The following is a 26,298-nucleotide window of genomic DNA, read 5'->3' as shown; positions in this document are numbered from 1 at the left end:
GGTCGCTCGCTACTGCGCCAGGTACGCGTTGTTCGCCCCGTCCTTCACCGTGTCGCCACGCCCGTTGATCACGTGCGTGATCTCGCCCTTTCCGCCCAGCGACACCGTCGCCATGCGCGTGAACTGCACGCCGGCGGCCACCGGCGCCTCGATCGCGCTGCCCAGCTTGACCTGCGGGTTGTCCTGGAAGAAGCAGTAGATGCCGAGCCCGGTCGCCAGGTGGCTCGTCACCTGGCTGCCCAGCTTGTACGACGCGTAGCCGTTGGCTGCGCCGTTCATCCACGACGCCTGGTTCGGCACGTCGTACGGGATCTCGCTCTGGTAGAAGTAGAGCTTGCCGCCGTTGCCGTTCCACACCGTCTGGTACTCGTGGAAGTGTTCGACGAACAGCCCGTACAGCGTCACGTCGGCACCGTTGACGACCACGCCATTGCGCGTCGTGTTGACCGTCCAGCCCACGCCCGAGCCGTGGTCGGCGCGCCAGACCCAGAAGTGGTCGCCCAGCACCTGGCGGCTGTTGATCACCAGGCTGGTGTCGGCCTTGCCCGGCCCGGCACCGCCGACGCGGAAGAACAGGTCGTGCAGCGAGCTTGGGTTGGCCGAGTGGTCGGCTGTGCCGTTCGTCGTGCCCACTTCCAGCAGCGACGGCGAGCTCGTCGTGCCGGCATCGAACAGCAAGCCGGCGACCTTCACGCCGTCGACGTCGGCCACCTGCATCGCAGTCACTCCGCCATCCGGGATCAGCGTCGCGAGGCCCAGCCCCAGCACCACGGTGTTCGCCTTCGTGACCTTCAGCGTCTCCTTCAGGTGGTACACGCCCGGCGTGAACAGCAGGTGCTTGCCGCCGGCCAGCGCGGCGTTCAGCGTGGCAGTGCTGTCGGCCGGCTTCGCGACGAAGAAGTCGGCGATCGAAATCGTCTGGCTCGCCGGCGCGTTGTTGTTCAACCAGCTGACGCCGTGGCTGTTGCTGCGCACCGCCGGCACGACGACGGCGTAGCGGCCGTCGCTGCCGACCGTCAGGAACGGTTTCTCGCGCACCGACGGCGTCTGCGCCACGGTGGTGTGCGGCGTGCCGGGCCAGGCGTTGCCGGGGGGCGCGCCGTCGCTGCCGACGAACACCATGTTCCACACGCCGCCGCTCCAGCTGCCGAACGACGCGTTGCGCGAGATCCATTGCTGCTGGCTGCCCGAGCCGGTGTTGCCGTCGATCTTGCTGTCGGCGATGAAGCCGCCGCTGGACCAGCCGCCGCCCGGATCGAGCGTCATGCTGCCCTTCACGTGCATGCGGCGGAACGGCGCGGCCTGCGCGACCGCCCACAGCAGCGATTCGCCGTTCTGCGGCGCCACCGACAGGTTCTCGGCGCTGCGCCAGAAGTTCTGCGTCGCATTGCCGTTGAACCACGCGGCATCGACCTGCGTGCGGCCGTTGATCGTCACATCGTCCGGCGACGCGCCGAGGCCCAGCACCTGCGTGTAGAAGCCGACGTTGACGTTGACCTTGTAGGTGCCCGGCTTGAACGCGAGGGCATAGCGCTCGGTGCCGAACTGGTTGGTCTGCTGCGTCGCGAAGACCGCATCGACCTTGGCCTGCAGCGTGGCCTGCGGCGTCGACGGGTCGAACACCAGCACGTTCGGGCCGAGGTCGGGCGTCGCGCCGGTGTCGGGCACCGGGCCCGGTGCGGGCGCGGGTGCGGGTGCGGGTGCGGGCGCGGGTGCCGGGGCGGGCGCAGGCGCAGGGCTGGGTGCCGGGCTCGGCGCGGGCGCCGGTGCGGGCGAAGGACTCGGCGCAGGCGCCGGCGAAGGGCTCGGTGCAGGCGCTGGGGCCGGGCTCGGCGCAGGTGCCGGCGCGGGAGAAGGCGCCGACGAACTCGGCGGGCTGCCGGCCGGCGCGTCGTCGTTGCCGCCACCGCAGGCCGCCACGGCCATCGCCGAGGCGAACATCGCCGCAAGAAGCGCGGCACGCGACGCGGTGCGCGGGTGGGTGAAATCGTCGGGCTGCATGGCGCTCTCTTCCTGTTACACGGAACGGTGTCCGTTCCATGACGCAGAAAGCGTGCCTTTGTCACGACCCGTGCTGCCGCAGAAGATCTGACGATTCCTGCATCGTCACCCGCGGTGCGCGATGGATCGCATGCCGCAGCACGATGGACGCGCGCGCTGTGCGTCCATCGTGTAAGCAGCCATTACCTGCGGACGTTCACAGGCGCGGCTCGCCGTTGTCGTTGACGACCACGGTGCGGCCCGGCGGCGCGGTCATCTGCACGTGGTGCTCGACGCCGCGGAACTGGTAGGCCACGTCCCAGTATTCGGGGCGGCCTTGGGCCGGCACGGCGGCGCAGCGCTGCACGTCCTGCGTCGACACGCTGCGGCCGTCGCGGCCGACGTTGGCGCCGATCACCGCACCGGCCACCGCGCCGCCGACGGTCGCGATGTCGCGGCCCGAGCCGCTGCCGACCTGGTGGCCGAGGATGCCGCCGACGATCCCGCCGATCACCGCGCCGCCGACGTTCGGGTCGCCGCGCTCGTTCTTCACGACCTGCTCGCGCTCGATCCAGCAGCGCTGCGTCGGCGCCGCATAGACCGCGTGCACCGCGGTCACCGGCACCTCGAAGATGCGTTCCTGCGGGCGACGGCGCCAGTCGTAGACGGGCGCCGGCGGCGGCGCGTAGCGGCCTTCGTCGTAGCGGGCCGCCGGGTGCAGCGCGCGCACCGACGACAGCCGGTCGTTCAGCCCCATCGAGCGCAGGTCGGGGTAGCGGCCCGGGCGCAGGATCACGCAGCGGCCGCTGAAGTCGGCATGCTCGCAGGCTTCCCAGCGCTCGCCGAGCACGATCACCGACGACGCGCGATCGTTGAAGCCGAAGCGGTCGAAGTTGACGACGTCGCGCTCGGTGCTGAAGGCGCGGCCCTGGAAGCCCTCGTGTTCGAAGAAGGTGATCTGCCCGTCCATCGGCGGCGGCGCATAGCGGCCTTCGTCATGGCGGCGGTCGCGTTCGAGCGGGCGTGCCGACGACAGCTTGTCGTTCATGCGCATCGTGCCGAGCGACGCATAGCTGCCAGGCCGCAGGATGAAGCACTGGCCACCGAACCCGACGTGCTCGCAGACCTCCCACGGCTCGCCGCGCACGACGACGGACGAGACGCGGTCGTTGAAGCCGAACTGGGTGAAGTCGGGCAGCGGGTCGCGGGCGGCGAAGCTGCGGCCGCCGAAGTTGTCGTGTTCGTAGAAGGTGGCCTCGGCCGACGCGGCGCCGGCACCGGCGAGCGCACACAGTGCGAAGAGGAGCCTCAAGACTGCTTTCATGGAGATTTCGTCCTTGGTGGTCGGCAAGTGCTGCTCACAACGCGCCTGGCGCGACATCCGACGACCCACGCAGGGCCCGATCACACGGCTTTACATCCTGACACGCACTCCGCCGCGTTACTCGCCGACGAACACCAGGTCGCGACATGCAACGTCATCATTCTTGTGCGCGTTGTCGCGTCAGGCAGCCACCGGGTCGAGCGTCAGGCCCTTCAGGCCGGCCTGCGCCAGGCGCTGCGCGGTCTGCACGCCGGCGAGGAGGATCGGGCCTTGCTCGAAACCACTGCCGAACTCGAGGTCGGTGCGGAACAGGCCCTGCTGCGGCACGGCGTCGCCTTCGACGAAGTAGTCGATGGCACCGCTCACATGCGTGTGGCGGCCGCAGCGGTCGCAGCGCGGGCCGAACACAGGCCGCGCGCGAGCGAGGTCGAGCGGCAGCATCCTCTTGAATTCGAGCTTCCAATGGCGCACGCCATCGCGCAGGTTGGCGTGCAGCTCGGTAGCGTCGAACGAATCCGGCGCCACCGCCTCCAGCAGCGCCAAGAATTTCGCGGAGGCCACCGTGAAGCCGTCGTAGGTCGCCGACAAGTCATAGTGCCGCTTCTTCAACCGGAAACCCGGGTTCTCGATCGCGCGACTGAGCTTGCAGCTGCACAGCGGGCAGCACAGCGCGTCGTTCTTCAGGTCCGGCGTCCAGTAGCCATCGTTGTCGGCACCCCAGAGCACGAAGTGGCGGATCTGCGTCATGGGTCGGTGCGGGGCTTCGGCGTGCGCACCGGCACGGCCATCCGGATGATCTCGGCGCGCTTCAGGCGCACCGGCGGCTCAGCCTCGATCACGCCCGCAAGCGCCAGCGAATCGGTGGCACACACCGCACTCACGTCATAGCGCATCGGGAACACTGCATTGACCGGCTTGCGCAGCCGTTCGGCCAGCACCTGGGGTGACCGCTTCGCCGCATCGGCATCGTGATAGCGCGCAAGCCGCCACCAGCGCGCGTCGACACGCAGGTGCACCACCAGCCAATGCCGCGTGAACTCGGGCAGGTCCACGTCGATGTTCTCGAGCAGCGCGCCCAGCCGGGTGCCATCGGCGAGCTGCAGTTCGGTGGCCACCACGCGGTTCTTCAGCGTCGCGGGCCGACACGCTGCGTCAGGAGCAACCCAGGCGACGCGGTCCGGCTTCGGCGCGGGCACGAATTTCCACAGCGGGTGCTGCGCCACCTGCGCCAGGGTCAGTCGATCGAGTCGCGTCTTGTCCATCGGGTCATGCCGCCTGCAATGCGGCGCCGGCCGCGATCGGAACGCTGTTGGCCCGCACGTAGGCGATGCCGCCCCGCCCGGACCAGTCGGCCCGCTCCGCCGCCACATCGACGCCGAGTTCGTGCCAGTACGACATCAGCACGTCTTCGCTGACGCGATGCTTCAACAGGCGCTTCGCGTAGTGCGCCGGTTGCTCGAAATCCAGCGGCTCGCCCGCCTCGAAGTAGTCGAGTCGGCCGTGGTCGTTGCGCATGACCCGGACGATGCGCGGGCGCGTCGCCGCAGCGCCTTGCCGCACCACCAGTTCGCCGACGGCATCGGCGTCCTGCCAGTCGTGACAGAGCGCGGTGCTGATCACCCGACACCGCAGGCGGATCGCGATCATCGTCAGCAGGCCGTCGGCGCGATCGGCCTCGGCGCTCCACAGGCAGGTCTGTCCGGGCCGGCTGGCGGAGGACGCGAGCACGCCGAACTGCACCCGGCCCGCGTAGCGGTCCACCGCCGACATGTCGAAGCGGCAGGGCAGCTGGTGCCATGCGACCCAGCCGTCACGCACGGCGGCCTCCCACAGCGAGCGGCACAGCGCGATGACGTCGGCCGGGTCCGCCTCGATCAGGCTGAACGCTTCCGGACGGAGGCCGGCCAGGCAGGTGGGCAGCAGGACGGTCGTCGTCATGGGGGCGGCGCGCGGAAGTCGTGGCGGACGTGTCCCTGCCGCGCATGGAACTGGACGGCTGTGGAACTCATTCGTCGAATCGATGGAAAGGCAGGCACATCGGCGCGGCGATTGTGACCCACCACGCGACACAATCGCGCCCATGTTCACCGCTGCCATCTTCGACATGGACGGGCTGCTGCTCGATTCCGAACGCACCATCATGCAGGCGTGGCTCGATTCGGCGCGCGCGCTCGACGTGCTGCTGCACGAGGCCGACTACATCGGCGTGATCGGGCTCGCACACGCCGAAGCGACCGCGCGGCTTACCGCACTGCTCGGCAGCACGCACGACTACGAGCGCGTGCAGCGCGATGCGGCACGGCGGCTCGCGCCCGAGGCCGGCGTGGTGTTCGCGCTGAAGCCCGGCGCGATGGTGGTGCTGCAGGCGCTTCGCCAGCGCGGCGTGCCGTGCGCGGTCGCTTCGTCGACCCACGTCGCCGAGGTGCGCCGCCGCCTTGCGGTGGCCGGCATCGACGGCTTCTTCCGCGCGGTGGCCGGCGGTGACGAGGTGCCGCGCGGCAAGCCCGACCCGGCCGTGTACCGACTCGCGGCGCAGCGCGCCGGCATCGACCCGCTCAGCGCCCTCGCGTTCGAGGACAGCGACCATGGCAGCGCCGCCGCGCGCGCCGCCGGCCTGCAGGTCGTCACCGTGCCCGACCTGAAGACGCCCGATGCCGCCAGCTCGCTGCGGCAACTGGCATCGCTCGTCGACGCGCTGCAGCACCTCGACGACTGGTTCCCGACCGCCCCCAGGAACACCCTGCCCGGGCTTTAGACGTTTACTAAACAACGACGGGTTTCTACACTGGCCCGATCGTGGCCCCAACGCCCTCCCATTTTCTTCCCGAAGACGATGCCCGCCGGCTGCACTGGGCGCATGGCGACGCGGCGCTGCACGCCTTTGGCGGGATGCTGGCGCCGGTGCACTTTCGCGCGGCCGGGCGGGCGGATTTTTCGCCGCTGCACGTCGCGCCGTGGGCCGACGATCCGCAGGCGCACCAGCAATGGCCCGGCCTGCTGGGCCGGCTGCGCGGCGAATGGCCGTGCGTGCCGTTCGGGCGCTGCGACCGGCCCGACGGGCTGCCCGCCAATTGGCAGGCCCGCCAACCCGCCGACGACTGGGCGCACGGCTACGCCTCGCACCACCGCTGGCACTGGCTGCCCTCGGACCCGTTGACGCTGGCATTGCGCATCGAGATGCCGCCCGGGCACCCGGTGCAGCGCCTGACCCGCCGCGTGCGTGCGGTGGCCGACGCGCCGGCGCTGGAGATCGAGCTGCAGATCGACGCGCGCAAGCCCTGCCGGTTGCCGGTCGCGCTGCACCCGACGCTGCGGCTGGACCTCGGCCGCGTGGCGCTCGACGTGCAGCACGATGGCGCGGGCTTCGCCTACCCGATGCCGACCGAGCCCGGCCGTTCGCGGCTCATGCCCGGTGCCCGCTTCGAGCGCCTCGACGCGGTGCCGCTGGCGGACGCCGCAAGCGATGACACGCCGGGCGACTTCACGCAATTCCCGCAGCCGGCCGATGGCGAAGACCTGCTGCAGCTGATGGACATCGTCGGCCCGGTCAGCGCCCGCTACCTCGACGCCGGCTGGTCGCTGACACTCGACTGGGACCGCGCGCTGCTGCCCGACCTGATGCTGTGGGTGAGCCAGCGCGGCCGCCTCGCGCCGCCGTGGAGTGGCCGGCACCTCGCGCTCGGCGTCGAGCCGGTGAACGGCGCCTGGGACCTGGGCCGCATCGGCCGCCCGCCGGCCGATCACCCGCTCGCGGCACGCGACGGCATCGCGCTGCATCCGGATGCGGCATGCGTGATCCGCTATCGCCTGTCGGCGCGGCCGCTGACGCCATGAGCACTGATGGCGTGACCATTCGCGACATCGCCGAGGCGGCCGGCGTCTCGATCGGCACCGTCTCGCGCGCGCTGAAGAACCAGCGCGGCCTCTCCGACGAAACCCGCCGCCAGGTGCGCGAGGTCGCGCGCAACCTCGGCTACGACCCCGGCCGGCTGCGCTCGGCCAAGGCGCGGCGGCTGCTGTTCATGGTGCACCGCCACCACAGCAGCTTCTCGCTGAACCCGTTCTTCTCGCAGGTGATGCACGGCGTCGAAGAGGCCTGCCGCGAGTTCGGCGTGGTGCCCACCGTGCTCAGCACCGGCCCTGCCGATCCGGTGCGCCAGCTGCTGCGCCTGCACGAACCCGATGCGCTGATGGCCGCCGGCTACTTCGAGGCCGAGGTCGTCGACCTGCTGCGCGCGATGGACCTGCCGCTGGCGCTGGTCGATTTCTGGATGCCCGGCTGCCGCGCGGTGAACCCCGACAACGCGCAGGGCGGCTACCTCGCGACGCAGCACCTGCTGGCGCAGGGCTACCGGCGCATCGCCTACCTGGCCGGCTCGCTGGCCCACTTCAGCATCCGCGAGCGCGAGCGCGGCTACCGGCGCGCGCTGTTCGAGGCCGGCGTGCTGGCCGATCCCGACCTCGAAGTGGTCGCGCCGCCCGGCCTCGACACCTCCGCCGGCGCCGAGGCCGCGATGCGCGAGCTGCTGAAGCTGCGCCCGCGCCCGGATGCCGTGTTCGCCTACAACGACATGGCGGCGCTGGCGGCGATCCGCGTCTGCCAGGCGGCCGGGCTGCGCGTGCCGCAGGACATCGCCTTCGTCGGCTTCGACGACATCGCCGCCGCGGCCTACGGCACGATGGGGCTGACGACGATGCGCGTCGACAAGGAGGCGCTCGGCCGCACCGGCGTCGAGATGGTGATGCAGGGGGACTCGATGCCGCAGGACATCGTCCAGCCGGTCGAACTGGTGCTGAGGGAAAGCTCCGGCTCGCCGCGCTAAACAGCGCTTGTTTCGCGATCTGCGCTGACTCTTGCGCGGGAATCCCCCGTCAGAACGTTGCCTGCGGCGGCCTATCCTGATCGGCGTGACCTCGACGTCACGCCCCTACAAGCAGGAGACAAACCCATGACACGACGCCATCTGAAGACCCTGATCGTCACGGCCTGCGGGCTCGCGCTGAGCGCCGGCGCGGCCGCACAGCAAAGCGTGGAGGTGCTGCACTGGTGGACCTCCGGCGGCGAGGCCGCGGCGCTGAACGTGCTGAAGGGCAACCTCGAGAAGCAGGGCGTCAAGTGGAACGACATGCCGGTGGCCGGCGGCGGCGGCGAGGCCGCGATGACCGCGGTGCGCGCCCGCGTGACGGCCGGCAACCCGCCGACCGCGGTGCAGCTGCTCGGCTTCGACATCCAGGACTGGGCCAAGCAGGGTGTGCTGGCCGACCTGAACGCGGTCGCCGCGAAGGAAGGCTGGGACAAGGTCGTGCCGGGCGCGCTGCAGGCGTTCTCGAAGTACGACGGCAAGTGGATCGCCGCGCCGGTCAACGTGCACTCGACCAACTGGGTCTGGGCCAACAAGTCGGTGCTGGACAAGGCCGGCGTCACCGCGATGCCGACCAGCTTCGACGAATTCATCGCCGCCGCCGAGAAGGTGCAGAAGGCCGGCTTCGTCGCGCTCGCGCACGGCGGCCAGCCGTGGCAGGACGCGACGCTGTTCGACAGCGTGGTGCTGAGCACCGGCGGCATCGACTTCTACAAGAAGGTCTTCATCCAGAAGGACAAGGCCGCGCTCGGCTCGCCGACGATGCTGCAGGCCTTCGACCGCATGGGCCAGCTGCGCAAGCTGGTCGACAAGGACTTCTCCAACCGCGACTGGAACCTCGCATCGGCGATGGTCATCAGCGGCAAGGCCGGCTTCCAGATGATGGGCGACTGGGCCAAGGGCGAGTTCGTCGCGGCGAAGAAGAAGCCGGGCGTCGACTTCATCTGCATGCGCTTCCCCGGCACGCAGGGCATGGTGTCGTTCAACTCCGACCAGTTCGCGATGTTCAAGGTCGGCGGCGACAAGGCCGCGGCGCAGGCCAAGATGGCCAGCGCGGTGATGGACCCGGCGTTCCAGTCGGCCTTCAACGTCGTCAAGGGCTCGGTGCCGGCGCGCACCGACGTCTCCGACGCGGCGTTCGACGACTGCGGCAAGAAGGGCATCAAGGACCTGGCCGAAGCCAGCGGCAAGGGCGCGCTGGTCGGCTCGATGGCGCACGGCCATGCCGTGCCGGCCGGCATCAAGAACGCGTTCTACGACGTGATCACGCGCCACTTCAATGGCCAGATCGACAGCAAGGCCGCCGTCAAGGAGATGGTCGCCGCGGTCGACAACTGATCCGCCGGGCACCGACTGCCGATGAAGGCTCCCCTGATCGCGAAGGCGGTGCTGTCGCCGAGCGTGCTGCTGATCGGCGTCTGCGTCTACGGCTACATCGCGTTCACCGCGTGGCTGTCGTTCACCGCATCGACGATGGTGCCGGTGACGACGCTGTCCGGCCCTGAGGCGTATGTGCGCCTCGTCGGGCTGAACAACTGGGTGCTGTCGGTGAAGAACCTCGGCATCTTCGCGACGCTGTACATCCTCGGCTGCGGCGTGCTGGGGCTGCTGCTCGCGGTGCTGATCGACCAGAAGGTGCGTGCCGAGGCGGGCTTCCGCTCGATCTTCCTGTACCCGATGGCGCTGTCGTTCATCGTCACCGGCACCGCCTGGAAGTGGCTGATGGACCCTGGCATCGGGCTCGAACGCTCGATGCACGCGATCGGCTGGACCGGCTTCGCGTTCGGCTGGGTCAAGGACAGCGACCTCGCGATCTACTGCATCGTGATCGCCGCGGTGTGGCAGACCTCCGGCTTCGTGATGGCGCTGTTCCTGGCCGGGCTGCGCGGCGTCGACACCGAGGTGGTGAACGCCGCGCGGCTCGACGGCGCGCGCACCTGGCGCATCTACCAGCGCGTGATCCTGCCGCAGCTGGGTGCGAGCTTCATCTCGGCCTTCGTGATCCTCGCGCACATGGCGATCAAATCGTACGACCTGTTGATCGCGCTGACCAATGGCGGACCGGGGCGCGCCAGCTGGCTGCCGTCGCTCTTCATGTACCAATACACCTTCACGCGCAACGAGATGGCGGTCGGCGCGGCCAGCGCGGTGCTGATGCTCATTGCCATCGCGATCGTCGTGATCCCCTACATCCTGCGCGAGACGCGCGGGGAAGACGCGCATGGCTGAGCGCTCGCTGAAGTCCGTGTTGCCGCGTGTGGTGCTGTACGGCGTGCTCGGCTATGCGGCGCTGCTGTTCCTGATGCCGCTGTACGTGATGCTGGTCAACTCGGTGAAGCCGCTCGACGAGATCCGCGGCGGCGACCTGATGGCCTGGCCCGACGCGTTCACGCTGCAGCCATGGCACGACGCCTGGAGCCTCGCGCAGATCGGCGTGCAGGCCACCGGGCTGAAGCCCTACTTCGTCAACAGCTTCCTGATGACGCTGCCGGCGGTGCTGATCTCCACCGGCATCGGCGCCTTCAACGGCTACGTGCTGACGCAGTTCCGCTTCCGCGGCGCGCACCTGGTGTTCGCGATGCTGATGTTCTCGGTGTTCATCCCGTTCCAGATCGTGCTGATCCCGATGGCGCGCACGCTCGGGCTGCTGCACCTGGCCGGCACGGTGCCGGGGCTGGTGCTGGTGCACGTGGTGTACGGCATCGGCTTCACCACCCTCTTCTTCCGCAACTACTACGCGGCCTTCCCGCCCGAGCTGGTGCGCTCGGCGCGCATGGACGGCGCGCGCTTCTTCCGGCTGTTCTTCCGGCTGCTGCTGCCCAACAGCGTGCCGATCATCGTGGTCTCGGTGATCTGGCAGTTCACCAACGTCTGGAACGACTTCCTGTTCGGCGCGTCGTTCAGCGACTACAGCAGCTTCCCGATCACGGTGGCGCTGAACAACCTGGTGAATTCGAGCACCGGCGTCAAGGAATACAACGTGCACTTCGCGGCGGCGTTCATCGCCGGCGCGCCGACGCTGCTGGTCTACATCGTCTCCGGCAAGTACTTCGTCCGCGGCCTGATGGCCGGCTCGGTCAAGGGCTGATCTCCGCAGTTTCCGACACACACCATGGCAGAACTCGCCCTGCAAGGCCTCCACAAGCTGTTCGGCGCGACCCGCGTGCTGCACGAGATCGACATCCAGCTGCCCGACGGCGAGTTCCTGGTGCTCGTCGGCCCGTCGGGCTGCGGCAAGAGCACGCTGATGAACCTGATCGCCGGGCTGGAGGAGCCGAGCGGCGGGCGCATCGTGCTGGGCGGCCAGGACATCACCGCCGCCGGCCCGGCCGACCGCAACATCGCGATGGTGTTCCAGTCGTACGCGCTGTACCCGAACATGACGGTGGCGGCGAACATCGCGTTCCCGCTGGAGATGCGCGGCGTTTCCAGAAGCGAGCGCGAGAAGACCGTGCAGGACGTGGCCGCGATGCTGCAGATCACCCCACTGCTGCAACGCAAGCCGCGCCAGCTGTCGGGCGGCCAGCGCCAGCGCGTCGCGATCGGGCGGGCGCTGGCGCGACATCCGCAGCTCTTTCTGTTCGACGAGCCGCTGTCGAACCTCGACGCGAAGCTGCGCGTGGACATGCGCGCCGAGATCAAGCGGCTGCACATGCGCACCGGCGTCACCACCATCTACGTGACGCACGACCAGGTCGAGGCGATGACGCTGGGCACGCGCATCGCGGTGCTCGACGCCGGGCGCATCCAGCAGCTGGCAACGCCGCTCGAGATCTACACGCGGCCGGCCAACCGCTTCGTCGCGACCTTCATCGGCTCGCCATCGATCAACCTGTTCGATGCGACGCGCGATGCCGCGGGCCTGCTGCGTTTGCCTGATGGGACCGCGATCGGCGAACTCGCGAACGGACCGGCCGGCAAGGTGACCGTCGGCGTGCGGCCGGAAGACATGAGCCTGCGCGACGACGGCCAGCTCGCCGGAAAAATCTCGCTGGTGGAGCCGACCGGACCGGAGACCTATGCGCTGGTCGATCTCGGCCACACCGAGATCACGGTGCGCATGAGTGGCCTGCCGAACGTGGTACCCGGGGCGGCCGTGCGGGTGCATGTGCCGCCGCAGTCGCTGCACGTGTTTGCGTCCGAGACGGGCGAGCGTCTGAACTGATGGCTCGAACGAGCCGGGAGGTGGTGCGATGGAAGCCTGGATGAACGACGTGCCCGCCGCGGTGCGGGCATCGCAACAGCAACTGCGCCGCGACGTGCGCGACCTGCCCGGCCGCTTCGCGCGGTTGAGCGATGCGCTGGAGGCCGAGGTGGCCACGATCCGCGCCGAGCAGGCGCAGGGCGGCGCGGTGCCCGAACTGCTGTTCAAGGACGTGGCCGCCGGCCGCGTGACGCCGGCGCAGCGGGCGCACATCAAGCGGCGCGGCTGCGTGGTGGTGCGCCGGGTGTTCGACCCTGACCTGGTCGGCGCGTGGAACGAGGCCATCGTGCGCTACATCGACGCGGTGCAGTACCTGCAGCGCATGCCGCAGAAGGCGGGGCTGGACAAGTACTTCAGCGCGCTCGGTTCGAGCCGGCCGCAGATCTACAGCCTGTACTGGTCGCTGCCGCAGATGCAGGCGCGCCAGCATGCCGACATGGCCGCGGTGCGCGCGTGGCTGAACCGGCTGTGGACCTTCGAGAAGAACGGCACACGGTATTTCGACCCGGACCGGCAGTTCAACTACGCCGACCGGATCCGCCGCCGCGAGCCGGGCGATTCGACGCTCGGGCTCTCGCCGCATTCCGACGGTGGCTCGGTCGAGCGCTGGTGCGAGCCGAGCTTTCGCCACGTCTACCGCGAGGTGTTCGACGGCGACCCGCTGGCCTTCGACCCGTTCGACGCCGAAGGCCGCACCGCGACGCGCGAGATCCCGTCGCCGGCCGTGTGCTCGGCCTTCCGCACCTTCCAGGGCTGGACCGCGTTGACGCGCCAGGGCCCGGGCGACGGCACGCTGAAGCTGGTGCCGATCGCGAAGACCACGCCGTGGATGCTGCTGCGCGCGCTGCAGCCCGATGTGTCTGACGGCGACCTGTGCGGCGCGCAGCCGGGGCGCGCGCTGGGCGCGTCGCCGCAATGGCATGCGCCGCTGCTGGCGGGGCTGGTGTCGATCCCGCGGGTGGAACCGGGCGACACCGTGTGGTGGCATTCCGACGTGATCCACGCGGTGGAAGACCAGCATGCGGGCAGCGGCTACAGCAACGTGATCTACATCGGCGCGGCGCCGTGGTGCGGCAAGAACGCCGCGTTCGCGCAGCGCCAGGCGCCGGCGTTCCTCGAAGGACGCAGCAGCCCGGATTTCGCGCCGGAAGACTACGAGCTCGGCTTCGACGGCCGCGCGCGCGAGGAGAACCTGAGCCCGCTCGGCCGCATGCAGATGGGACTGAGAGAATGGACCTGACCGATTTCCCCTGATCGACTTTTGCCGATCGATTCCTTTCGACGATTCCCATGACAACGACGCCGCCCCTGCCCGATTTCCGCCGCCCCGAGCCGCTGCTCGCCCACATCCGCCACACGCTCGCGTTCTACGACGGCCGCTGCCGCGACGACAGCGGCGGCTTCTTCCACTTCTACAAGGACGACGGCACCGTCTACGACCGGCGCACGCGGCATCTGGTCAGCAGCACGCGCTTCGTGTTCACGCAGGCGATGGCGTTCCGCCGCTTCGGCGAGAAGCGCTACCAGGACAACACGCGCCATGCGCTGCGCTTCTTGCAGCAGGCGCATCTGCAGCCGAATGGCGGCTATGCGTGGCAGCTCGACTGGGACGGCACGAAGGCCACGGTGCAGGATGCGACCAACCACTGCTACGGCCTCGCGTTCGTCGTGCTGGCGCATGCGCATGCGCTGATGGCCGGCGTGGAGGAGGCGCGTGCGGGGCTCGATGCGAGCTTTGCGCTGATGGAGCAGCGTTTCTGGGAGCCGGCGCGCGGGCTGTATGCCGACGAGGCTGATGCGGCGTGGAAGGTGGGCAGCTACCGCGGCCAGAACGCCAACATGCACAGCTGCGAGGCGATGATCGCCGCCTACGACGCGACCAAGGACGCGAAGTACCTGCAACGCGCGCTGACGCTGGCCGAGTCGATCACGCAGCGCCAGGCGGCGCTGGCCGACACGCAGGACGGGCCGCTGGTGTGGGAGCACTACCGCGCCGACTGGTCGGTGGACTGGGACTACAACCGCGACGACAAGACGAACATCTTCCGGCCGTGGGGTTTCCAGACCGGGCACCTGACCGAATGGTCCAAGCTGCTGCTGCAACTGGAGACCCACCTGCCGGCCGACCAGCGGCCGGCATGGCTGCTGCCGACGGCGCGGCGCTTCTTCGACACCGCGATGCGCCGCGGCTGGGACGCGGCGAACGGTGGGCTGGTCTACGGCTTCGCGCCGGACGGCAGCGTGTGCGACGGCGACAAGTATTTCTGGGTGCAGGCCGAGAGCCTGGCCGCGGCCGCGCTGCTGGCGCTGCGCACCGGTGACGCCGGCTACTGGGGTTGGTACGACAAGCTGTGGGGCTACGCCTGGGCGCACATGATCGACCACGAGCATGGCGCCTGGTACCGCATCCTCACGCCCGACAACCGCAAGATCTCGGACGAGAAGAGCCCGGCCGGGAAGGTGGATTACCACACGATGGGGGCTTGCTATGACGTGCTGAGGGGGATGGGGGGCTGAAGACGCCGAAGCTCCTCACGGATCCCATGCTCTCCAGCGTCTCGGCCTGGATAGCCTGCTTCAACGCCTCGTTGATCAAGGTTTGACAGGCGCGGTGGCCAGCCTTCGCCTTGAAGTGCTCGATCACCGCCCATCGAGAATGATGTTGACGCGCTGCTTGTTGGGCAGCACGGCGCCAATCACGTCGCGCTTGCGCAGCACCAGTTTCCCGGCGTCGATGTCGGCTTGGCGCAGCGGCTTTTCTGCGCGCCGCTCAGGCGAGGTTTTCGCGGTAGGGGACTTGTTCATGTCGGTCTGCCTTGCGCATCGAGATGATGCGAATGTGGTCTCGTCGGCTTCCGCAGTGACGAGGCACCGACCGCATACGGCTCACAGCACAAATGAAGAAGCCCGTTGGACATCCAACGGGCTTCAAGGGTTTGTTGGTGGAGAGGAGGAGGATCGAACTCCCGACCTTCGCATTGCGAACGCGACGCTCTCCCAGCTGAGCTACCCCCCCAACAAGGGCGCCAGTCTATCAAAAAAAACGGCGGGCCTGCGCGCCCGGATCAGGGTGCCGGAGCGCTTAAGCTGCGCGCCATGCCCGCCCCCGTCGAGATCCGACTCGCCTTGCCCGAAGACGCGCACGCCATCGCCGCACTGTCGCGCGAGGCCATCGAGCACGGCCTGCCCTGGCGCTGGACGCCGCAGCGCGTGCGCCGCAGCCTGCGCGACCGCAGCACCAACGTGATCGTCTGCCACGAACAGGGCGCGCTGCACGGCTTCGCGATCATGAAATACGACGACGAGGAAGCCCACCTGCTGCTGCTCGCCGTGGCCGCGGCGCAGCGCCACCGCCACATCGGCTCGGGCCTGATGGCCTGGCTCGATGCCACCACCCGCGCCGCCGGCATCGCGGTGATCCGCGTCGAGGCACGCGCCAGCAACACGCAGGCCCGCTCGTTCTACCGCCACCACGGCTTCCGCGAGACCGGCATCGTCTCCGGCTACTACGAAGACGTCGAGGACGCGGTGCGCATGCGGCGCGACCTGCGCGGCTGACCCATCCCCCGCCGGATTCCACGGAAGCTCCGGCCGGACTACAGTGTCGGCCGGCATCAATTCCCGGAGGCAACATGAAGAAGGTCGTGTGGGGTGTTCTCAGCACCGCGAAGATCGGCATCGAGAAGGTCATCCCCGGATTGCAGAAGAGCGCCTTCTGCGAGGTGCGCGGCATCGCGTCGCGCTCGCTCGAACCGGCGCAGCGGGCGGCCGACAAGCTCGGGTTGGCGAAGGCCTACGGTTCGTACGAAGAGATGCTCGCCGACCCCGAGATCGAGGCCGTCTACAACCCGCTGCCCAACCACCTGCACATCCCGCTGACGCTGCAGGCCGCCCGCGCCGGCAAGCACGTGCTGTGCGAGAAGCCGGTGTCCATCACCGCGCAAGAAGCGGCCGAGCTGCGCACCGTCGCCGACAAGGTGCTCATCAGCGAGGCCTTCATGGTGCGCTACCACCCGCAGTGGCTGCGCGTGCGCGAGCTGCTGCGCGCCGGCCGCATCGGCACCGTGCGCCAGGTGCAGGTGTTCTTCTCGTACTTCAACGACGACCCGGCCAACATCCGCAACATGCCCGACATCGGCGGCGGCGCGCTGTACGACATCGGCTGCTACGCGATCGTCGCCGGCCGCTTCATGTTCGAAGCCGATCCGAAACGCGTGATCGCGCTGGTCGACCGCGACCCGAACTTCCACACCGACCGCAGCTGCAGCGCGCTCGCCGACTTCGGCGGCGGCCGCCACCTCGACTTCACGGTGTCGACGCAAAGCGTGCCGTACCAGCGCGTGCAGGTGGTCGGCACCACCGGCCGCATCGAGATCCAGATCCCGTTCAATGCGCCGCTCGGCGGCCGCACGAAGATCTTCATCGACGCCGGCCGCGCGCTCGACGGCTCGGCCGTCGAGACCGAGACGCTGCCCGAGGCCGACCAGTACACGCTGCAGGGCGATGCGTTCTCGCGCGCGGTGCGCGGCGAGATCGCGCTGCCCTACGGCGTCGACGATGCGATCACCAACATGCGGGTGATCGACGCGCTGTTCCGCTCCGAACGCAGCGAGCGCTGGGAAGCCGTCTGATGCCGGTGCCACCCGCTGCCCCGGCCGAGCCCGCCGAGCGCTTCGGCCGCCCGCCCACCGGCTGGCGCTTGCGGCTGTTCACGGTGATCTTCGAGGCCGACACGCGCAGCGGCCGGCTGTTCGACCTGGTGCTGGTGTGGCTGATCCTCGCGAGCGTCGCCGTCGTGATGCTCGACAGCTTCGCGTCGGTGCACGCGCGCTGGGGCGGAGTCTTCTCGGTGCTCGAATGGGTGTTCACCGTGCTGTTCAGCCTCGAGTACCTGGCGCGGCTCGCCTGCGTGCAGCGGCCCGGCCGCTACGCCGGCAGCGTGTTCGGCATCATCGACCTGCTGGCGGTGCTGCCCACCTGGGCCGCGCTGGTGGTGCCCGGCCTGCATGCGCTGATCGACGTGCGCGCGCTGCGCCTGCTGCGGCTGTTCCGGATCCTGAAGCTGGCCGCCTACATCGCCGAATACCGCGCGCTCGGCGAAGCGCTGATGGCCAGCCGCCGCAAGATCCTGGTGTTCCTGAGCTTCGTGCTGCTGGTGACCCTCGTGATGGGCAGCCTGATGTATGCGGTCGAAGGGCCGGGCAACGGCTTCGACAACATCCCGGTGTCGGTCTACTGGGCGATCTCGACGATGACCACCGTCGGCTTCGGCGACATCACGCCGAAGACCGGGCTCGGCCGCTTCATCGCGTCGTTCATGATGCTGGTCGGTTGGGGCACGCTCGCGGTGCCCACCGGCATCGTCAGCGCCGAATTCACCGCGCTGCGCTTTCGGGGGCAGCCGGCGCCCACCACGCGCACCTGCCCGGCCTGCCTGACCGAGGGGCATGCCGCCAGCGCGCGCTATTGCAGCGATTGCGGTGCCGCGCTGCCCGACACCCGCGCCTGAGGTTCAGAAAAACGCCCGCGCATAGTTGATCGGCGCATGGTCCGCCAGGTCGCGCAGCAGCACGGCGCCGGGCTTGCCGGCGTGCTCGCCGAAGTAGGTGGTGCGGGCGCGCATGCGGTCGTCGTCGACCTGCGTCGCATCGGGCCGTTCGACCAGCTCGCCGCCGCTCGTGATGTAGCTGGCCGGCGTCACGTGCGTGTAGGCGCTCAGGCTCGGCGGCAGGTCGGTGACCAGGTCGCAGCAGTTGACGAGCCGGATGCGCTGCGGATTGCGCAGCCCGGCGGCAAAGGCCGCATCGCCGACCCGCGGCGAGCCGAGCGTCACCAGCCGGCCTTCGGGCCACACCGAGGCCGCGAGGGTCGCCAGGGCCGCGCCCAGGCTGTGGCCGGTCAGCAGCAGCCCGTTGCGCGGCTTCGCGTCGCCATCCAGCCAATGACCGATGCGCGGCAGCAGCGTGCGCGCCGCGCCGGCAAAGCCGACGTGCACCCGGCCGGCGGCTTCGGACCACGGTGTCGTCAGCGCGTTCAGGTCAGTCGCCAGGTCGGCGAGTTCGTCGGGCTGCGTGCCGCGGAAGGCCACCAGCACCAGCCCGTCGGCCGGGCGCAGCGCACCGAAGGCCTGCGAGCCGCTGGCCGCGTCGACGAACAGCCGCGGCGCCTCGAACCCGGCCCGCGCCAGCGCGGCGGCCAGCCGGTCGGCCTCGGCCTTCGAGCCCTCGGCGCGCACATAGGCCAGGCGCGACGCCTCGGTGGTCAGCTGCAGCAGCGTCGGCGGCGCGCCGGGCGCGAACAGCGTGGGGGCCCGCTCGGGCGCGTACAGGGCGTTGCGGCTGGGGTCGTAGGGGATCACGGGGCGCGGCGGTAGCGGAGATCGCGCATTCTGCGGGCGGCGCGGGCAGGCCGGCGTTCACGCGTGCGACATGCGCCCGAAAACCTGAGTTCTGTACGTTGGCAATCGCCCGGCAGGATGACAGGCACGTCGTTTGCGACTCCACTGCACGGCTCAGCCCGTTCAACCCGTTTCCCCCCCGATCAGCGAGGAACACCGATGGCCCACGACAAGCCCCGCCAGACCGCGAACGACTTCGACCCCGAGGTGCTGCGCCTGTTCGACAAGTACGTGCACGGCCAGATCGACCGCCGCGGGTTCCTCGACGGCGCCCGCAAGTACGCCGTCGGCGGACTGACGGCCGTCGGCCTGCTGGAGGCGCTGAGCCCGAAGTTCGCCGCCGCCGAACAGGTGCCGAAGACCGACCCGCGCATCTCGGCCGAATCGGTCGAGATCCCGTCGCCGCTCGGCTACGGCAAGGTGCGCGGCTACCTCGTCAAGCCGGCACGCGTCTCCGGCAAGCTGCCGCTGGTGCTGGTGGTACACGAGAACCGCGGGCTGAACCCGCACATCGAGGACATCGCCCGCCGCCTCGCGCTCGAGAACTTCATCGCGTTCGCGCCGGACGCGCTGTTCCCGCTCGGCGGCTACCCCGGCGACGAGGACAAGGCGCGCGAGCTGTTCGCCAAGCTCGACCAGGCCAAGACGGAAGAAGACTTCGTGGCCGCCGCCAACTACCTGCGCGCGCACCCGCTGGGCAACGGCAAGCTCGGCGCCGTCGGCTTCTGCTATGGGGGCGGGGTCGTCAACACGCTGGCCACGCGCGTGCCCGAGCTGGCGGCCGGCGTGCCGTTCTACGGCAACGCGCCGGCGCTCGACAAGGTGGCCGGCATCAAGGCGCCGCTGCTGCTGTTCTTCGCCGACAAGGACGAGCGCATCAACGCTGCCTGGCCGCCGTACGAGGCGGCACTGAAGGCCGCGAAGGTGAAGTTCGACGCCTACAAGTACCCCGGCACGCAGCACGGCTTCAACAACGACACCACGCCGCGCTACGACGAGGCGGCCGCGAAGCAGGCCTGGACGCGCACGATCGCGTTCTTCAACACCCAGCTGCGCACTGCGGGATGATCCCCGGGGGGCGCGCGCGGCGGCGTCGCTACACTGCGCAGCTTCGCCCAGCCTCGCGCCCCCCATCGTGTCGGATCGCTTCTCAGTCCTGCCGCAGTACCTTCTTCCCAAGCAAGCGCTGACGCTGCTGGCCGGGCGCATCGCGTCGGCCAGCGCCGGCCCGTCGACGACGCGGCTGATCCGCTGGTTCGTCAAGCGCTACGGCGTCGACATGAGCGAGGCGGCGCGGCCCGACATCGAGAGCTACGCCACCTTCAACGAGTTCTTCACGCGGGCGCTGAAACCGGACGCACGTCCGATCGCGAAGGCCGACCTGATCTGCCCGGTGGACGGCGCGATCAGCCAGTTCGGCCGCATCGAGCGCGACCAGATCTTCCAGGCCAAGGGACACCAGTACAGCACGACCGCGCTGGTCGGCGGCGATGCAGCGCTGGCCAGGCGTTTCGACGACGGCCACTTCGCGACGCTGTACCTCAGCCCGCGCGACTACCACCGCATCCACATGCCGCGCGACGGCCGCATCGTGCGCATGATCCACGTGCCCGGTGCGCTGTTCTCGGTCAACCCGACGACCGCGCGCGGGGTGCCGGGGCTGTTCGCGCGCAACGAGCGGGTCGTCTGCGTGTTCGAATCGGCCGCCGGGCCGTTCGTGCTGGTGCTCGTGGGCGCCACCATCGTCGGCAGCATGGCGACGGTCTGGCACGGCGTCGTCAACCCGACGCGCACCGGCCAGGTTCGCGACTGGCGCTACGAGATCGAGCCGCAGGAGCTGAAGCAAGGCGCCGAAATGGGCCGTTTCCTGCTCGGCTCCACCGTGGTGATGCTGTTTCCCGCCGGGCCGCTGGCCTTCAATCCGGCGTGGGCGCCGGGCGGCGCGATCCGCCTCGGCGAGGCGATGGCGAACACCAGCGGCTGACCGGCCGCGTCACGCGATCACTTCAGGCTGCCGGCCAGGAACCGCTGCAGCCGCTCGCTGCGCGGGCGCACCAGCACCTCGCGCGGGTCGCCCTCTTCCTCGACCACGCCCTGGTGCAGGAACATCACGTGGCGCGACACCTCGGCCGCGAACGCCATCTCGTGGGTGACGACGATCATCGTGCGCCCCTCGCCGGCCAGTTCGCGCATCACCTTCAGCACCTCGCCGACCAGCTCGGGGTCGAGCGCCGAGGTCGGCTCGTCGAACAGCATCACCTGCGGCTCCATCGCGAGCGCCCGCGCGATCGCGACGCGCTGCTGCTCGCCGCCCGACAGCTGCGACGGGTAGAGGCCCTGGCGGTGCAGCACGCCGACGCGCGCGAGCAGCGCCTCGGCGCGCTCCACCGCCTGCGCCTTCGGCACGCCCAGCACGTGGATGGGCGCCTCGATCACGTTCTCGAGCGCGGTCATGTGCGCCCACAGGTTGAAGTGCTGGAACACCATCGCGAGCCGGCTGCGCAGGCGCTGCAGCTGCTTCGCGTCGACGGCCCGCAGCCGGCCGTCGCGCCCCGGCTTCAGCGCGATCGTCTCGCCGGACAGCGTGATGCGGCCGGCATCGGGCGACTCCAGCAGGTTGATGCAGCGCAGCAACGTGCTCTTGCCCGAGCCCGACGAGCCGACGATGCTGATCACGTCGCCCTGGCCCGCGGCCAGCGAGACGCCCTTCAGCACCTCGGTATCGCCGAACTTCTTGTGCAGGTCCTCGACCCGCAGCTGCTCGGTCCGCAGGGCCGTCATCAATCGCTCGACAGCTTGCCGCTGCGCACCGGCGTCGCGCCCGCGACCTTGAACAGCGGGCGGCCCGCCATGGCGTAGCGCACGCGGTCGCGCGCGAAGAACAGGCCGTCGACGCGGGTGTGCAGCGGGTGCACCTCGCCGCTGATCGGGTCGATCACGTCGGCGATCAGGTCGCCGGCGCGCACCACGTCGCCCGGCTCGCGGTGGTAGGCGACCACGCCGCTCGCCGGCGCCGACACCACCTCGGTGCCCGACAAGGGCGTGGCGGGGAACAGCAGCGGCGGCATCGTCGGCGTCGGGCCGTCGACCAGGCCGCGCAGCGCCAGGAAGTCGATCAGCGCGGCCGCATCGGCCGACGCCTGCGGGTGCGTCACGCTGGATTCGCCGCGCAGCTCCACCGTGACCGACAGGCAGCCGAGCGGCACCGGGCGCGTCTCGCCGAAATGCGCCGCGAGCTGCCACCAGGTCTGCGAGCAGGCCTCGTCGAACGGGTTGTCACCCGACTCCAGCGCCAGCAGCGAGGCCTGCGCACCCAGGCAGCGGGTCAGCGGCTCGACCTCGGGCCACAGCGGCGTCGCGGTGTAGAGGTGCGCGACCGCCTCGCTGTCGCAATGCAGGTCGAGCACCACGTCGGCATCGCAGGCCAGCGCCATCAGCGTCTTGCGCTGGCTCATCAGCTCGTGGGTCTCGGGCAGCGCGCGCACCGCGTCGCGCAGCGCCTCGCGCACCAGCCGCGCGTTGGCGACCGGGTCCTCGCCGAGCGTCGCATCGATGCGCGCGCGCACCGGCTCGAACAAGGCCGGGTAGTGCCGGTTGAAGTTCTCGCCGCTGCCGAGCTCGAAGCGCCCGATCGGCATGCGCAGCAGCGACTGGCCGAGCCCGATCGGGTTGGCCACCGGCACGACGACAACCTCGGCGCGCAGCCGGCCTTCGCTCTCCAGTTGCGCGAGCCGCAGGCGCAGGTGGTGCGCGACCAGCATGCCGGGCAGCTCGTCGGCATGCAGCGAGGCCTGGACGTAGACCTTGCGGCCGCTGTCCTGCGGGCCGTAGTGGAAGCTGACGATCTCGCGTCGGGTCAGCAGCGAAGCGCCGCTCAGCGGGTGGTGTCGGGTTTGCATCGGAGGATCGGCAAGGTTTCAGGAGCGGGGACGCAGGTGGCGCGTCCAGCGGGCTTCGGCGCGCCGGAACAGCGCCACCAGCGCGAAGGTGATGGCGAGGTAGAACAGCGCCGCGGTGACGAAGGCCGGGAACGGCAGGAAGAAGCGCGAGTTGACGTCGCGCGCGGCGCCGGTCAGGTCGAGCAGCGTGACGATGCTGGCCAGCGAGGTGGCATGCAGCATCAGCACCACCTCGTTGCCGTAGGCCGGCAGCGCGCGCCGCAGCGCCGACGGCAGCAGGATGCGCCGCACCATCAGCGTCCACGGCATGCCGACACTGCGCGCCGCGTCGACCTCGCCCGCCGGCGTCGCGCGGATCGCACCGGCGATGATCTCGGTGGTGTACGCGCAGGTGTTGATCGCGAACGCCGCCACCGCGCAGAACCAGGCACTCGACAGCAGCGGCCACAGCAGGCTGGCCCGCACCGACTCGAACTGCGCGAGGCCGTAGTACAGCAGGAACAGCTGCACCAGCAGCGGCGTGCCACGGACCACGAAGGTGAAGCACGCCACCGGCAGCCACCAGCGGCGCCGGCTCGACACGCGCATCACGCCGAGCGGGATCGCGGCCAGCAGGCCGAGCGCCAGCGACATCGCCAGCAGCCGCAGCGTCGTCCACGCGCCCGACAGGTACAGCGGCAGGTTGTCGACGATGGCGTCGAAGCTCATCGCGCTTCCTTCAAAGCAGCACGGCCTTCACGCCGGCAGACCAGCGCTTCTCCAGCGCGCGCAGCACGACGACCGACAGCGACGTGATCAGCAGGTAGCCCGCCGCCGCGGCCAGGTAGAACGTGAACGGCTCGCGCGTCGCGCCGGCGGCCTGGCCGGCCTTCTGCATCATGTCGGTCAGCCCGATCACCGACACCAGCGCCGTCGACTTCACCAGCACCAGCCAGTTGTTCGCGAAGCCGGGCAGCGCGAGCCGCAGCATCTGCGGCAGCAGGATGCGCCGGAACACCTGCGCCGGCGTCATGCCGAAGGCCAGCCCCGCCTCCGCCTGCCCGTGCGGGATCGCGAGGATCGCGCCGCGGAAGGTCTCGGTCAGGTAGGCGCCGAAGATGAAGCCGAGCGTGGCCACGCCGGCGACGAACGGATCGATGTCGATGGCGTCGTCGATGCCCAGGTGCGGCGCGATCTCGTTCACCGCGAGCTGCCCGCCGTAGAAGATCAGCAGCATCAGCACCAGGTCGGGCACGCCGCGGATCAGCGTGGTGTAGACGGTCGCGCTGCGCCGCCAGAACGCCGAATGCGACAGCTTGGCCGCAGCGCCTGCCAGCCCGAGCAGCACCGCGACGGCCAGCGACGCGAGCGCGACGCCCAGCGTCAGCCGCAGGCCCTCGATCAGGCTCGGCAGGTAGCCGTGCAGCATCACTGGCCGTAGATGTCGTAGTTGAAGTACTTCGACGCGAGCTTCTGGTAGGTGCCGTTGGCGCGGATCGCCTTGATCGCGGCGTTCAGCCGGTCTCGCAGCTCGGTGTCGCCCTTGCGCAGCGCGATGCCGGCACCGGCGCCGAAGTACTCCGGGTCGCGGTAGTCGGGCCCGACGAAGCCGAAGCCCTTGCCGGCCGGCGTCTTCAGGAAGCCGACGTCGCCGGCGATGCCGTCAACCATCGTCGCGTCGACGCGGCCGGCCGCGAGGTCGAGGTAGACCTCGTCCTGGCTCGCATAGCGCACGATGGTCGCGGTGGTGAACTTGGCCGTGACGTAGCGGTCGTTGATCGTGGTGCGCTGCACGCCGATGCGAAGGCCCTTGAAGCGCTCGGGCGTGCCGTCGATCGGCGAGCCGATCTTCGCGATCAGCTTGTTCGCGCTGTTGTAGTACTTGTCGGTGAACGCGACCACCTTCAGCCGCTCGGGCGTGATCGCCATCGACGCGACGATCAGGTCGAACTTGCGCGACTGCAGCGACGGGATCAGCCCGTCGAACTCCTGCTGCACCAAGGTGCAGCGGGCCTTCATCTCGGTGCATAGCGCGTTGGCGATGTCGATGTCGAAGCCCTGCAGCGTGCCGTCGGGGGCGATGGTGCTGAACGGCGGGTAGGCGCCTTCGACGCCGATGCGCAGCTTCGACAGGTCAAGCGCCTGCGCACCGAGCGCGGCGAACCACAGCAGCAGCGGGAGGAATCGTTTCATCAGGGGGGCTCCGGTAGGGGACGGGACCGCGTTGCAAGTCCCGAACCATACCGCGCCCCGAGGCCGGTTCCGGTGCCGGGTTTCCCGGCCCCACCGTCACTGCGACCAAGGGCTGCGGCCGATCAGCTTCATCCGTTCGTCGAAGCTCGGTGCCGCGGCCAGCATCGGGTGGCCCGGCGCCGTCGTCGCGGCGGCCACCTCGGCCGGACCGGGCGTACGGCCGATCAGCGCCATGCGCTCCACATAGTCCTGCCGGCGCTCGGCAGCACTCTGCGCCAGCGTGTCGGGCGGCAGCGGCACGGCCTGCTCGCCGGGCTCGGGCGTGCGGCCGATCAGCCGCATGCGCTCGGCCCAGGCGGCGTCGGGGGCGGTCTCGCGGCCGGTGGCTGCGGCAAAGGCGGCACCCTGCGTGGCAAGGGCAGCGACGGCGAGGATCAGGAGGGGTCTCATGGAACATCCTTTCGCAAGGCGTGAGGGGTACGGGTTGGGTCGCCCCGCGCCGCCTGCCGTTCCCCGGGCCGCAGCGCCTTTACCCGGTGAAACCCTGATGCCACACCGCGCGACGCGCACGACATCTGCGGTCGCAATCGATCTCATGCCGAGCGCCGGCCAAGCGCGCGAAAGCCGGCGCTAGACTGCGCCGATGACCTCGCCCGACGACGCCTCCCCCGCTGTCCCGCCCGCCGACAAACCCCGCCCCGGCGACACCTACGTGCAGTCGTTCGCACGCGGCCTGAGCGTCATCCGCTCGTTCAGCGCGAAGGCGCCGCAGCAGACGCTCAGCGAGGTCGCGCAGCGCACCGGCCTGACACGCGCCGGCGCGCGCCGCATCCTGCTGACGCTGGAAGGCCTGGGCTATGTCGAGAGCCAGGGCCGGCAGTTCCGGCTGACGCCGAAGATCCTCGACCTCGGCTTCGCCTACCTGTCGTCGCTGCCGCTGTGGAACCTGGCCGAGCCGGTGATGGAGGCGCTGGTCGAGCAGGTGAAGGAATCGAGCTCGGCGGCGGTGCTCGAAGGCGCCGACATCGTCTACGTGCTGCGCGTGCCGACGCACAAGATCATGAGCATCAACCTGGGCATCGGCAGCCGGCTGCCGGCCTATTGCACGTCGATGGGCCGCACGCTGCTGGCCGGGCTGCCGCCCGACGAGCTCGACCAGCGCATCGACGCGATGACGCTCTCGGCCCGCACGCCGCACACCGAGACCGACCCGCAGCGCCTGAAGGGGCTGATCGCCCAGGTGCGGCGCCAGGGCTGGAGCCTCGTCAGCCAGGAGCTGGAGGAAGGGCTGGTGTCGATGTCGGCGCCGATCCGCGACCGTTCCGGCCGCTCGATCGCCGCGCTGAACATCAGCGGCCAGGTCAACCGCACGCCGCCGGCCCACATGCTGGAGGCCTTCCTGCCGAAGCTGCTGGAGGCGGCGGACACGATCTCGCGGCTGCTGCAGATGAAGACCTGAG

The 26,298-nt window shown here is 69.9% G+C and carries 28 protein-coding genes and 1 tRNA gene; 15 read left to right on the top strand and 14 right to left on the bottom strand.

The window, feature by feature from the left end; all coding sequences use genetic code 11:
• Positions 1 to 9 precede the first annotated feature (9 nt).
• From ASC98_RS32185 to ASC98_RS23510, 5 genes are all read right to left on the bottom strand, one after another.
• Entirely contained in the window at positions 10 to 2,001 is a 1,992-nt protein-coding gene (locus tag ASC98_RS32185) for a hypothetical protein (RefSeq protein ID WP_200953064.1), read from the bottom strand.
• A gap of 196 nt (positions 2,002 to 2,197) precedes the next feature.
• Positions 2,198 to 3,292: a beta/gamma crystallin-related protein gene (locus tag ASC98_RS32180; protein WP_304433554.1), complete on the bottom strand. Its 1,095-nt coding sequence runs from the start codon at positions 3,290 to 3,292 to the stop codon at positions 2,198 to 2,200.
• 192 nt (positions 3,293 to 3,484) lie between these two features.
• Entirely contained in the window at positions 3,485 to 4,051 is a 567-nt protein-coding gene (locus ASC98_RS23520) for a hypothetical protein (RefSeq protein ID WP_056815072.1), read from the bottom strand.
• Positions 4,048 to 4,566 carry a hypothetical protein gene (locus ASC98_RS23515; RefSeq protein ID WP_056815069.1) on the bottom strand — a complete coding sequence of 173 codons (519 nt, stop codon included), beginning with the start codon at positions 4,564 to 4,566 and terminating at the stop codon, positions 4,048 to 4,050. The genes ASC98_RS23520 and ASC98_RS23515 overlap by 4 nt, the downstream gene beginning before the upstream one ends.
• A gap of 4 nt (positions 4,567 to 4,570) precedes the next feature.
• Positions 4,571 to 5,242 (bottom strand): hypothetical protein, encoded by a 672-nt coding sequence (locus ASC98_RS23510; RefSeq protein WP_056815066.1) that lies wholly within the window; start codon positions 5,240 to 5,242, stop codon positions 4,571 to 4,573.
• 142 nt (positions 5,243 to 5,384) lie between these two features.
• On the opposite strand from ASC98_RS23510, the gene ASC98_RS23505 reads away from it, so the two are divergent.
• The 9 genes from ASC98_RS23505 to ASC98_RS23465 all read left to right on the top strand — a co-directional run bounded on the left by ASC98_RS23505 (position 5,385) and on the right by ASC98_RS23465 (position 14,887).
• Positions 5,385 to 6,059 carry an HAD family phosphatase gene (locus tag ASC98_RS23505; RefSeq protein ID WP_056815063.1) on the top strand — a complete coding sequence of 225 codons (675 nt, stop codon included), beginning with the start codon at positions 5,385 to 5,387 and terminating at the stop codon, positions 6,057 to 6,059.
• 41 nt (positions 6,060 to 6,100) lie between these two features.
• On the top strand, positions 6,101 to 7,138 hold the full coding sequence (locus tag ASC98_RS23500) for a hypothetical protein (RefSeq protein WP_157598067.1): 1,038 nt from the start codon (positions 6,101 to 6,103) through the stop codon (positions 7,136 to 7,138).
• A complete protein-coding gene (locus ASC98_RS23495) occupies positions 7,135 to 8,127 on the top strand; it encodes a LacI family DNA-binding transcriptional regulator (RefSeq protein ID WP_056815057.1) in 993 nt (330 codons plus the stop codon). Before ASC98_RS23500 ends, ASC98_RS23495 begins: the two co-directional genes overlap by 4 nt.
• 126 nt (positions 8,128 to 8,253) lie before the next feature.
• Entirely contained in the window at positions 8,254 to 9,504 is a 1,251-nt protein-coding gene (locus ASC98_RS23490; protein WP_056815054.1) for an ABC transporter substrate-binding protein, read from the top strand.
• 21 nt (positions 9,505 to 9,525) lie between these two features.
• Positions 9,526 to 10,395, top strand: a complete 870-nt coding sequence (locus tag ASC98_RS23485) for a carbohydrate ABC transporter permease (RefSeq protein ID WP_056815047.1) — start codon at positions 9,526 to 9,528, stop codon at positions 10,393 to 10,395.
• Positions 10,388 to 11,254 carry a carbohydrate ABC transporter permease gene (locus tag ASC98_RS23480; protein WP_056815046.1) on the top strand — a complete coding sequence of 289 codons (867 nt, stop codon included), beginning with the start codon at positions 10,388 to 10,390 and terminating at the stop codon, positions 11,252 to 11,254. Before ASC98_RS23485 ends, ASC98_RS23480 begins: the two co-directional genes overlap by 8 nt.
• Positions 11,255 to 11,278: 24 nt before the next feature.
• Positions 11,279 to 12,331, top strand: a complete 1,053-nt coding sequence (locus ASC98_RS23475; RefSeq protein WP_056815043.1) for an ABC transporter ATP-binding protein — start codon at positions 11,279 to 11,281, stop codon at positions 12,329 to 12,331.
• Between the two features lie 28 nt (positions 12,332 to 12,359).
• Positions 12,360 to 13,610 carry a YbiU family protein gene (locus ASC98_RS23470; RefSeq protein WP_056815041.1) on the top strand — a complete coding sequence of 417 codons (1,251 nt, stop codon included), beginning with the start codon at positions 12,360 to 12,362 and terminating at the stop codon, positions 13,608 to 13,610.
• Between the two features lie 50 nt (positions 13,611 to 13,660).
• Entirely contained in the window at positions 13,661 to 14,887 is a 1,227-nt protein-coding gene (locus ASC98_RS23465; protein ID WP_056815039.1) for an AGE family epimerase/isomerase, read from the top strand.
• Positions 14,888 to 15,010: 123 nt separating this feature from the next.
• Here the strand turns inward: ASC98_RS23465 and ASC98_RS30800 are convergent, their stop codons facing one another.
• The gene (locus ASC98_RS30800; RefSeq protein ID WP_157598066.1) at positions 15,011 to 15,175 is read right to left on the bottom strand and encodes a hypothetical protein; all 165 of its coding nucleotides are present in this window, start codon (positions 15,173 to 15,175) and stop codon (positions 15,011 to 15,013) included.
• 135 nt (positions 15,176 to 15,310) lie between these two features.
• Positions 15,311 to 15,386 (bottom strand) — tRNA-Ala (locus tag ASC98_RS23460).
• A gap of 80 nt (positions 15,387 to 15,466) precedes the next feature.
• Here ASC98_RS23460 and ASC98_RS23455 point away from each other — a divergent pair.
• The 3 genes from ASC98_RS23455 to ASC98_RS23445 all read left to right on the top strand — a co-directional run bounded on the left by ASC98_RS23455 (position 15,467) and on the right by ASC98_RS23445 (position 17,879).
• On the top strand, positions 15,467 to 15,928 hold the full coding sequence (locus ASC98_RS23455; RefSeq protein ID WP_056815036.1) for a GNAT family N-acetyltransferase: 462 nt from the start codon (positions 15,467 to 15,469) through the stop codon (positions 15,926 to 15,928).
• Between the two features lie 74 nt (positions 15,929 to 16,002).
• Entirely contained in the window at positions 16,003 to 17,001 is a 999-nt protein-coding gene (locus ASC98_RS23450) for a Gfo/Idh/MocA family protein (protein WP_056815034.1), read from the top strand.
• On the top strand, positions 17,001 to 17,879 hold the full coding sequence (locus ASC98_RS23445; protein ID WP_056815033.1) for an ion transporter: 879 nt from the start codon (positions 17,001 to 17,003) through the stop codon (positions 17,877 to 17,879). Before ASC98_RS23450 ends, ASC98_RS23445 begins: the two co-directional genes overlap by 1 nt.
• Positions 17,880 to 17,882: 3 nt before the next feature.
• On the opposite strand, the gene ASC98_RS23440 is transcribed toward ASC98_RS23445, so the two are convergent.
• Positions 17,883 to 18,728 carry a hypothetical protein gene (locus ASC98_RS23440; RefSeq protein WP_056815031.1) on the bottom strand — a complete coding sequence of 282 codons (846 nt, stop codon included), beginning with the start codon at positions 18,726 to 18,728 and terminating at the stop codon, positions 17,883 to 17,885.
• A 198-nt stretch (positions 18,729 to 18,926) separates the two neighbouring features.
• On the opposite strand from ASC98_RS23440, the gene ASC98_RS23435 reads away from it, so the two are divergent.
• Both ASC98_RS23435 and asd read left to right on the top strand, forming a co-directional pair.
• Complete coding sequence (locus ASC98_RS23435) at positions 18,927 to 19,835, top strand: dienelactone hydrolase family protein (RefSeq protein WP_056815028.1); 909 nt, start codon at positions 18,927 to 18,929, stop codon at positions 19,833 to 19,835.
• 67 nt (positions 19,836 to 19,902) lie between these two features.
• The gene (asd, locus tag ASC98_RS23430; RefSeq protein WP_056815026.1) at positions 19,903 to 20,751 is read left to right on the top strand and encodes an archaetidylserine decarboxylase; all 849 of its coding nucleotides are present in this window, start codon (positions 19,903 to 19,905) and stop codon (positions 20,749 to 20,751) included.
• A 17-nt stretch (positions 20,752 to 20,768) separates the two neighbouring features.
• Here asd and ASC98_RS23425 read toward each other — a convergent pair whose 3' ends face one another.
• The 6 genes from ASC98_RS23425 to ASC98_RS23400 form a co-directional block, all read right to left on the bottom strand.
• Positions 20,769 to 21,548 (bottom strand): ABC transporter ATP-binding protein, encoded by a 780-nt coding sequence (locus ASC98_RS23425; RefSeq protein WP_056815024.1) that lies wholly within the window; start codon positions 21,546 to 21,548, stop codon positions 20,769 to 20,771.
• A complete protein-coding gene (locus tag ASC98_RS23420; protein ID WP_056815021.1) occupies positions 21,548 to 22,666 on the bottom strand; it encodes a succinylglutamate desuccinylase/aspartoacylase family protein in 1,119 nt (372 codons plus the stop codon). The genes ASC98_RS23425 and ASC98_RS23420 overlap by 1 nt, the downstream gene beginning before the upstream one ends.
• A gap of 18 nt (positions 22,667 to 22,684) precedes the next feature.
• The gene (locus ASC98_RS23415) at positions 22,685 to 23,374 is read right to left on the bottom strand and encodes an ABC transporter permease (RefSeq protein ID WP_056815018.1); all 690 of its coding nucleotides are present in this window, start codon (positions 23,372 to 23,374) and stop codon (positions 22,685 to 22,687) included.
• A gap of 10 nt (positions 23,375 to 23,384) precedes the next feature.
• Positions 23,385 to 24,074, bottom strand: coding sequence for an ABC transporter permease (locus ASC98_RS23410; protein WP_056815016.1), 690 nt, complete (start codon positions 24,072 to 24,074; stop codon positions 23,385 to 23,387).
• Positions 24,074 to 24,838 carry an ABC transporter substrate-binding protein gene (locus ASC98_RS23405; protein ID WP_056815013.1) on the bottom strand — a complete coding sequence of 255 codons (765 nt, stop codon included), beginning with the start codon at positions 24,836 to 24,838 and terminating at the stop codon, positions 24,074 to 24,076. The genes ASC98_RS23410 and ASC98_RS23405 overlap by 1 nt, the downstream gene beginning before the upstream one ends.
• Before the next feature lie 96 nt (positions 24,839 to 24,934).
• Positions 24,935 to 25,288, bottom strand: coding sequence for a hypothetical protein (locus tag ASC98_RS23400; RefSeq protein ID WP_056815010.1), 354 nt, complete (start codon positions 25,286 to 25,288; stop codon positions 24,935 to 24,937).
• A gap of 193 nt (positions 25,289 to 25,481) precedes the next feature.
• Here ASC98_RS23400 and ASC98_RS23395 point away from each other — a divergent pair, with 193 nt between their 5' ends.
• Positions 25,482 to 26,297 (top strand): IclR family transcriptional regulator, encoded by an 816-nt coding sequence (locus tag ASC98_RS23395; protein ID WP_056815008.1) that lies wholly within the window; start codon positions 25,482 to 25,484, stop codon positions 26,295 to 26,297.
• Position 26,298 lies beyond the last annotated feature (1 nt).

It is taken from the genome of Rhizobacter sp. Root1238 (assembly GCF_001425825.1).
Classification (GTDB): domain Bacteria; phylum Pseudomonadota; class Gammaproteobacteria; order Burkholderiales; family Burkholderiaceae_C; genus Rhizobacter.
The sequence above is the reverse complement of the archived record's forward strand: the minus strand, read 5'-3'. Positions and strand labels throughout refer to the sequence as shown.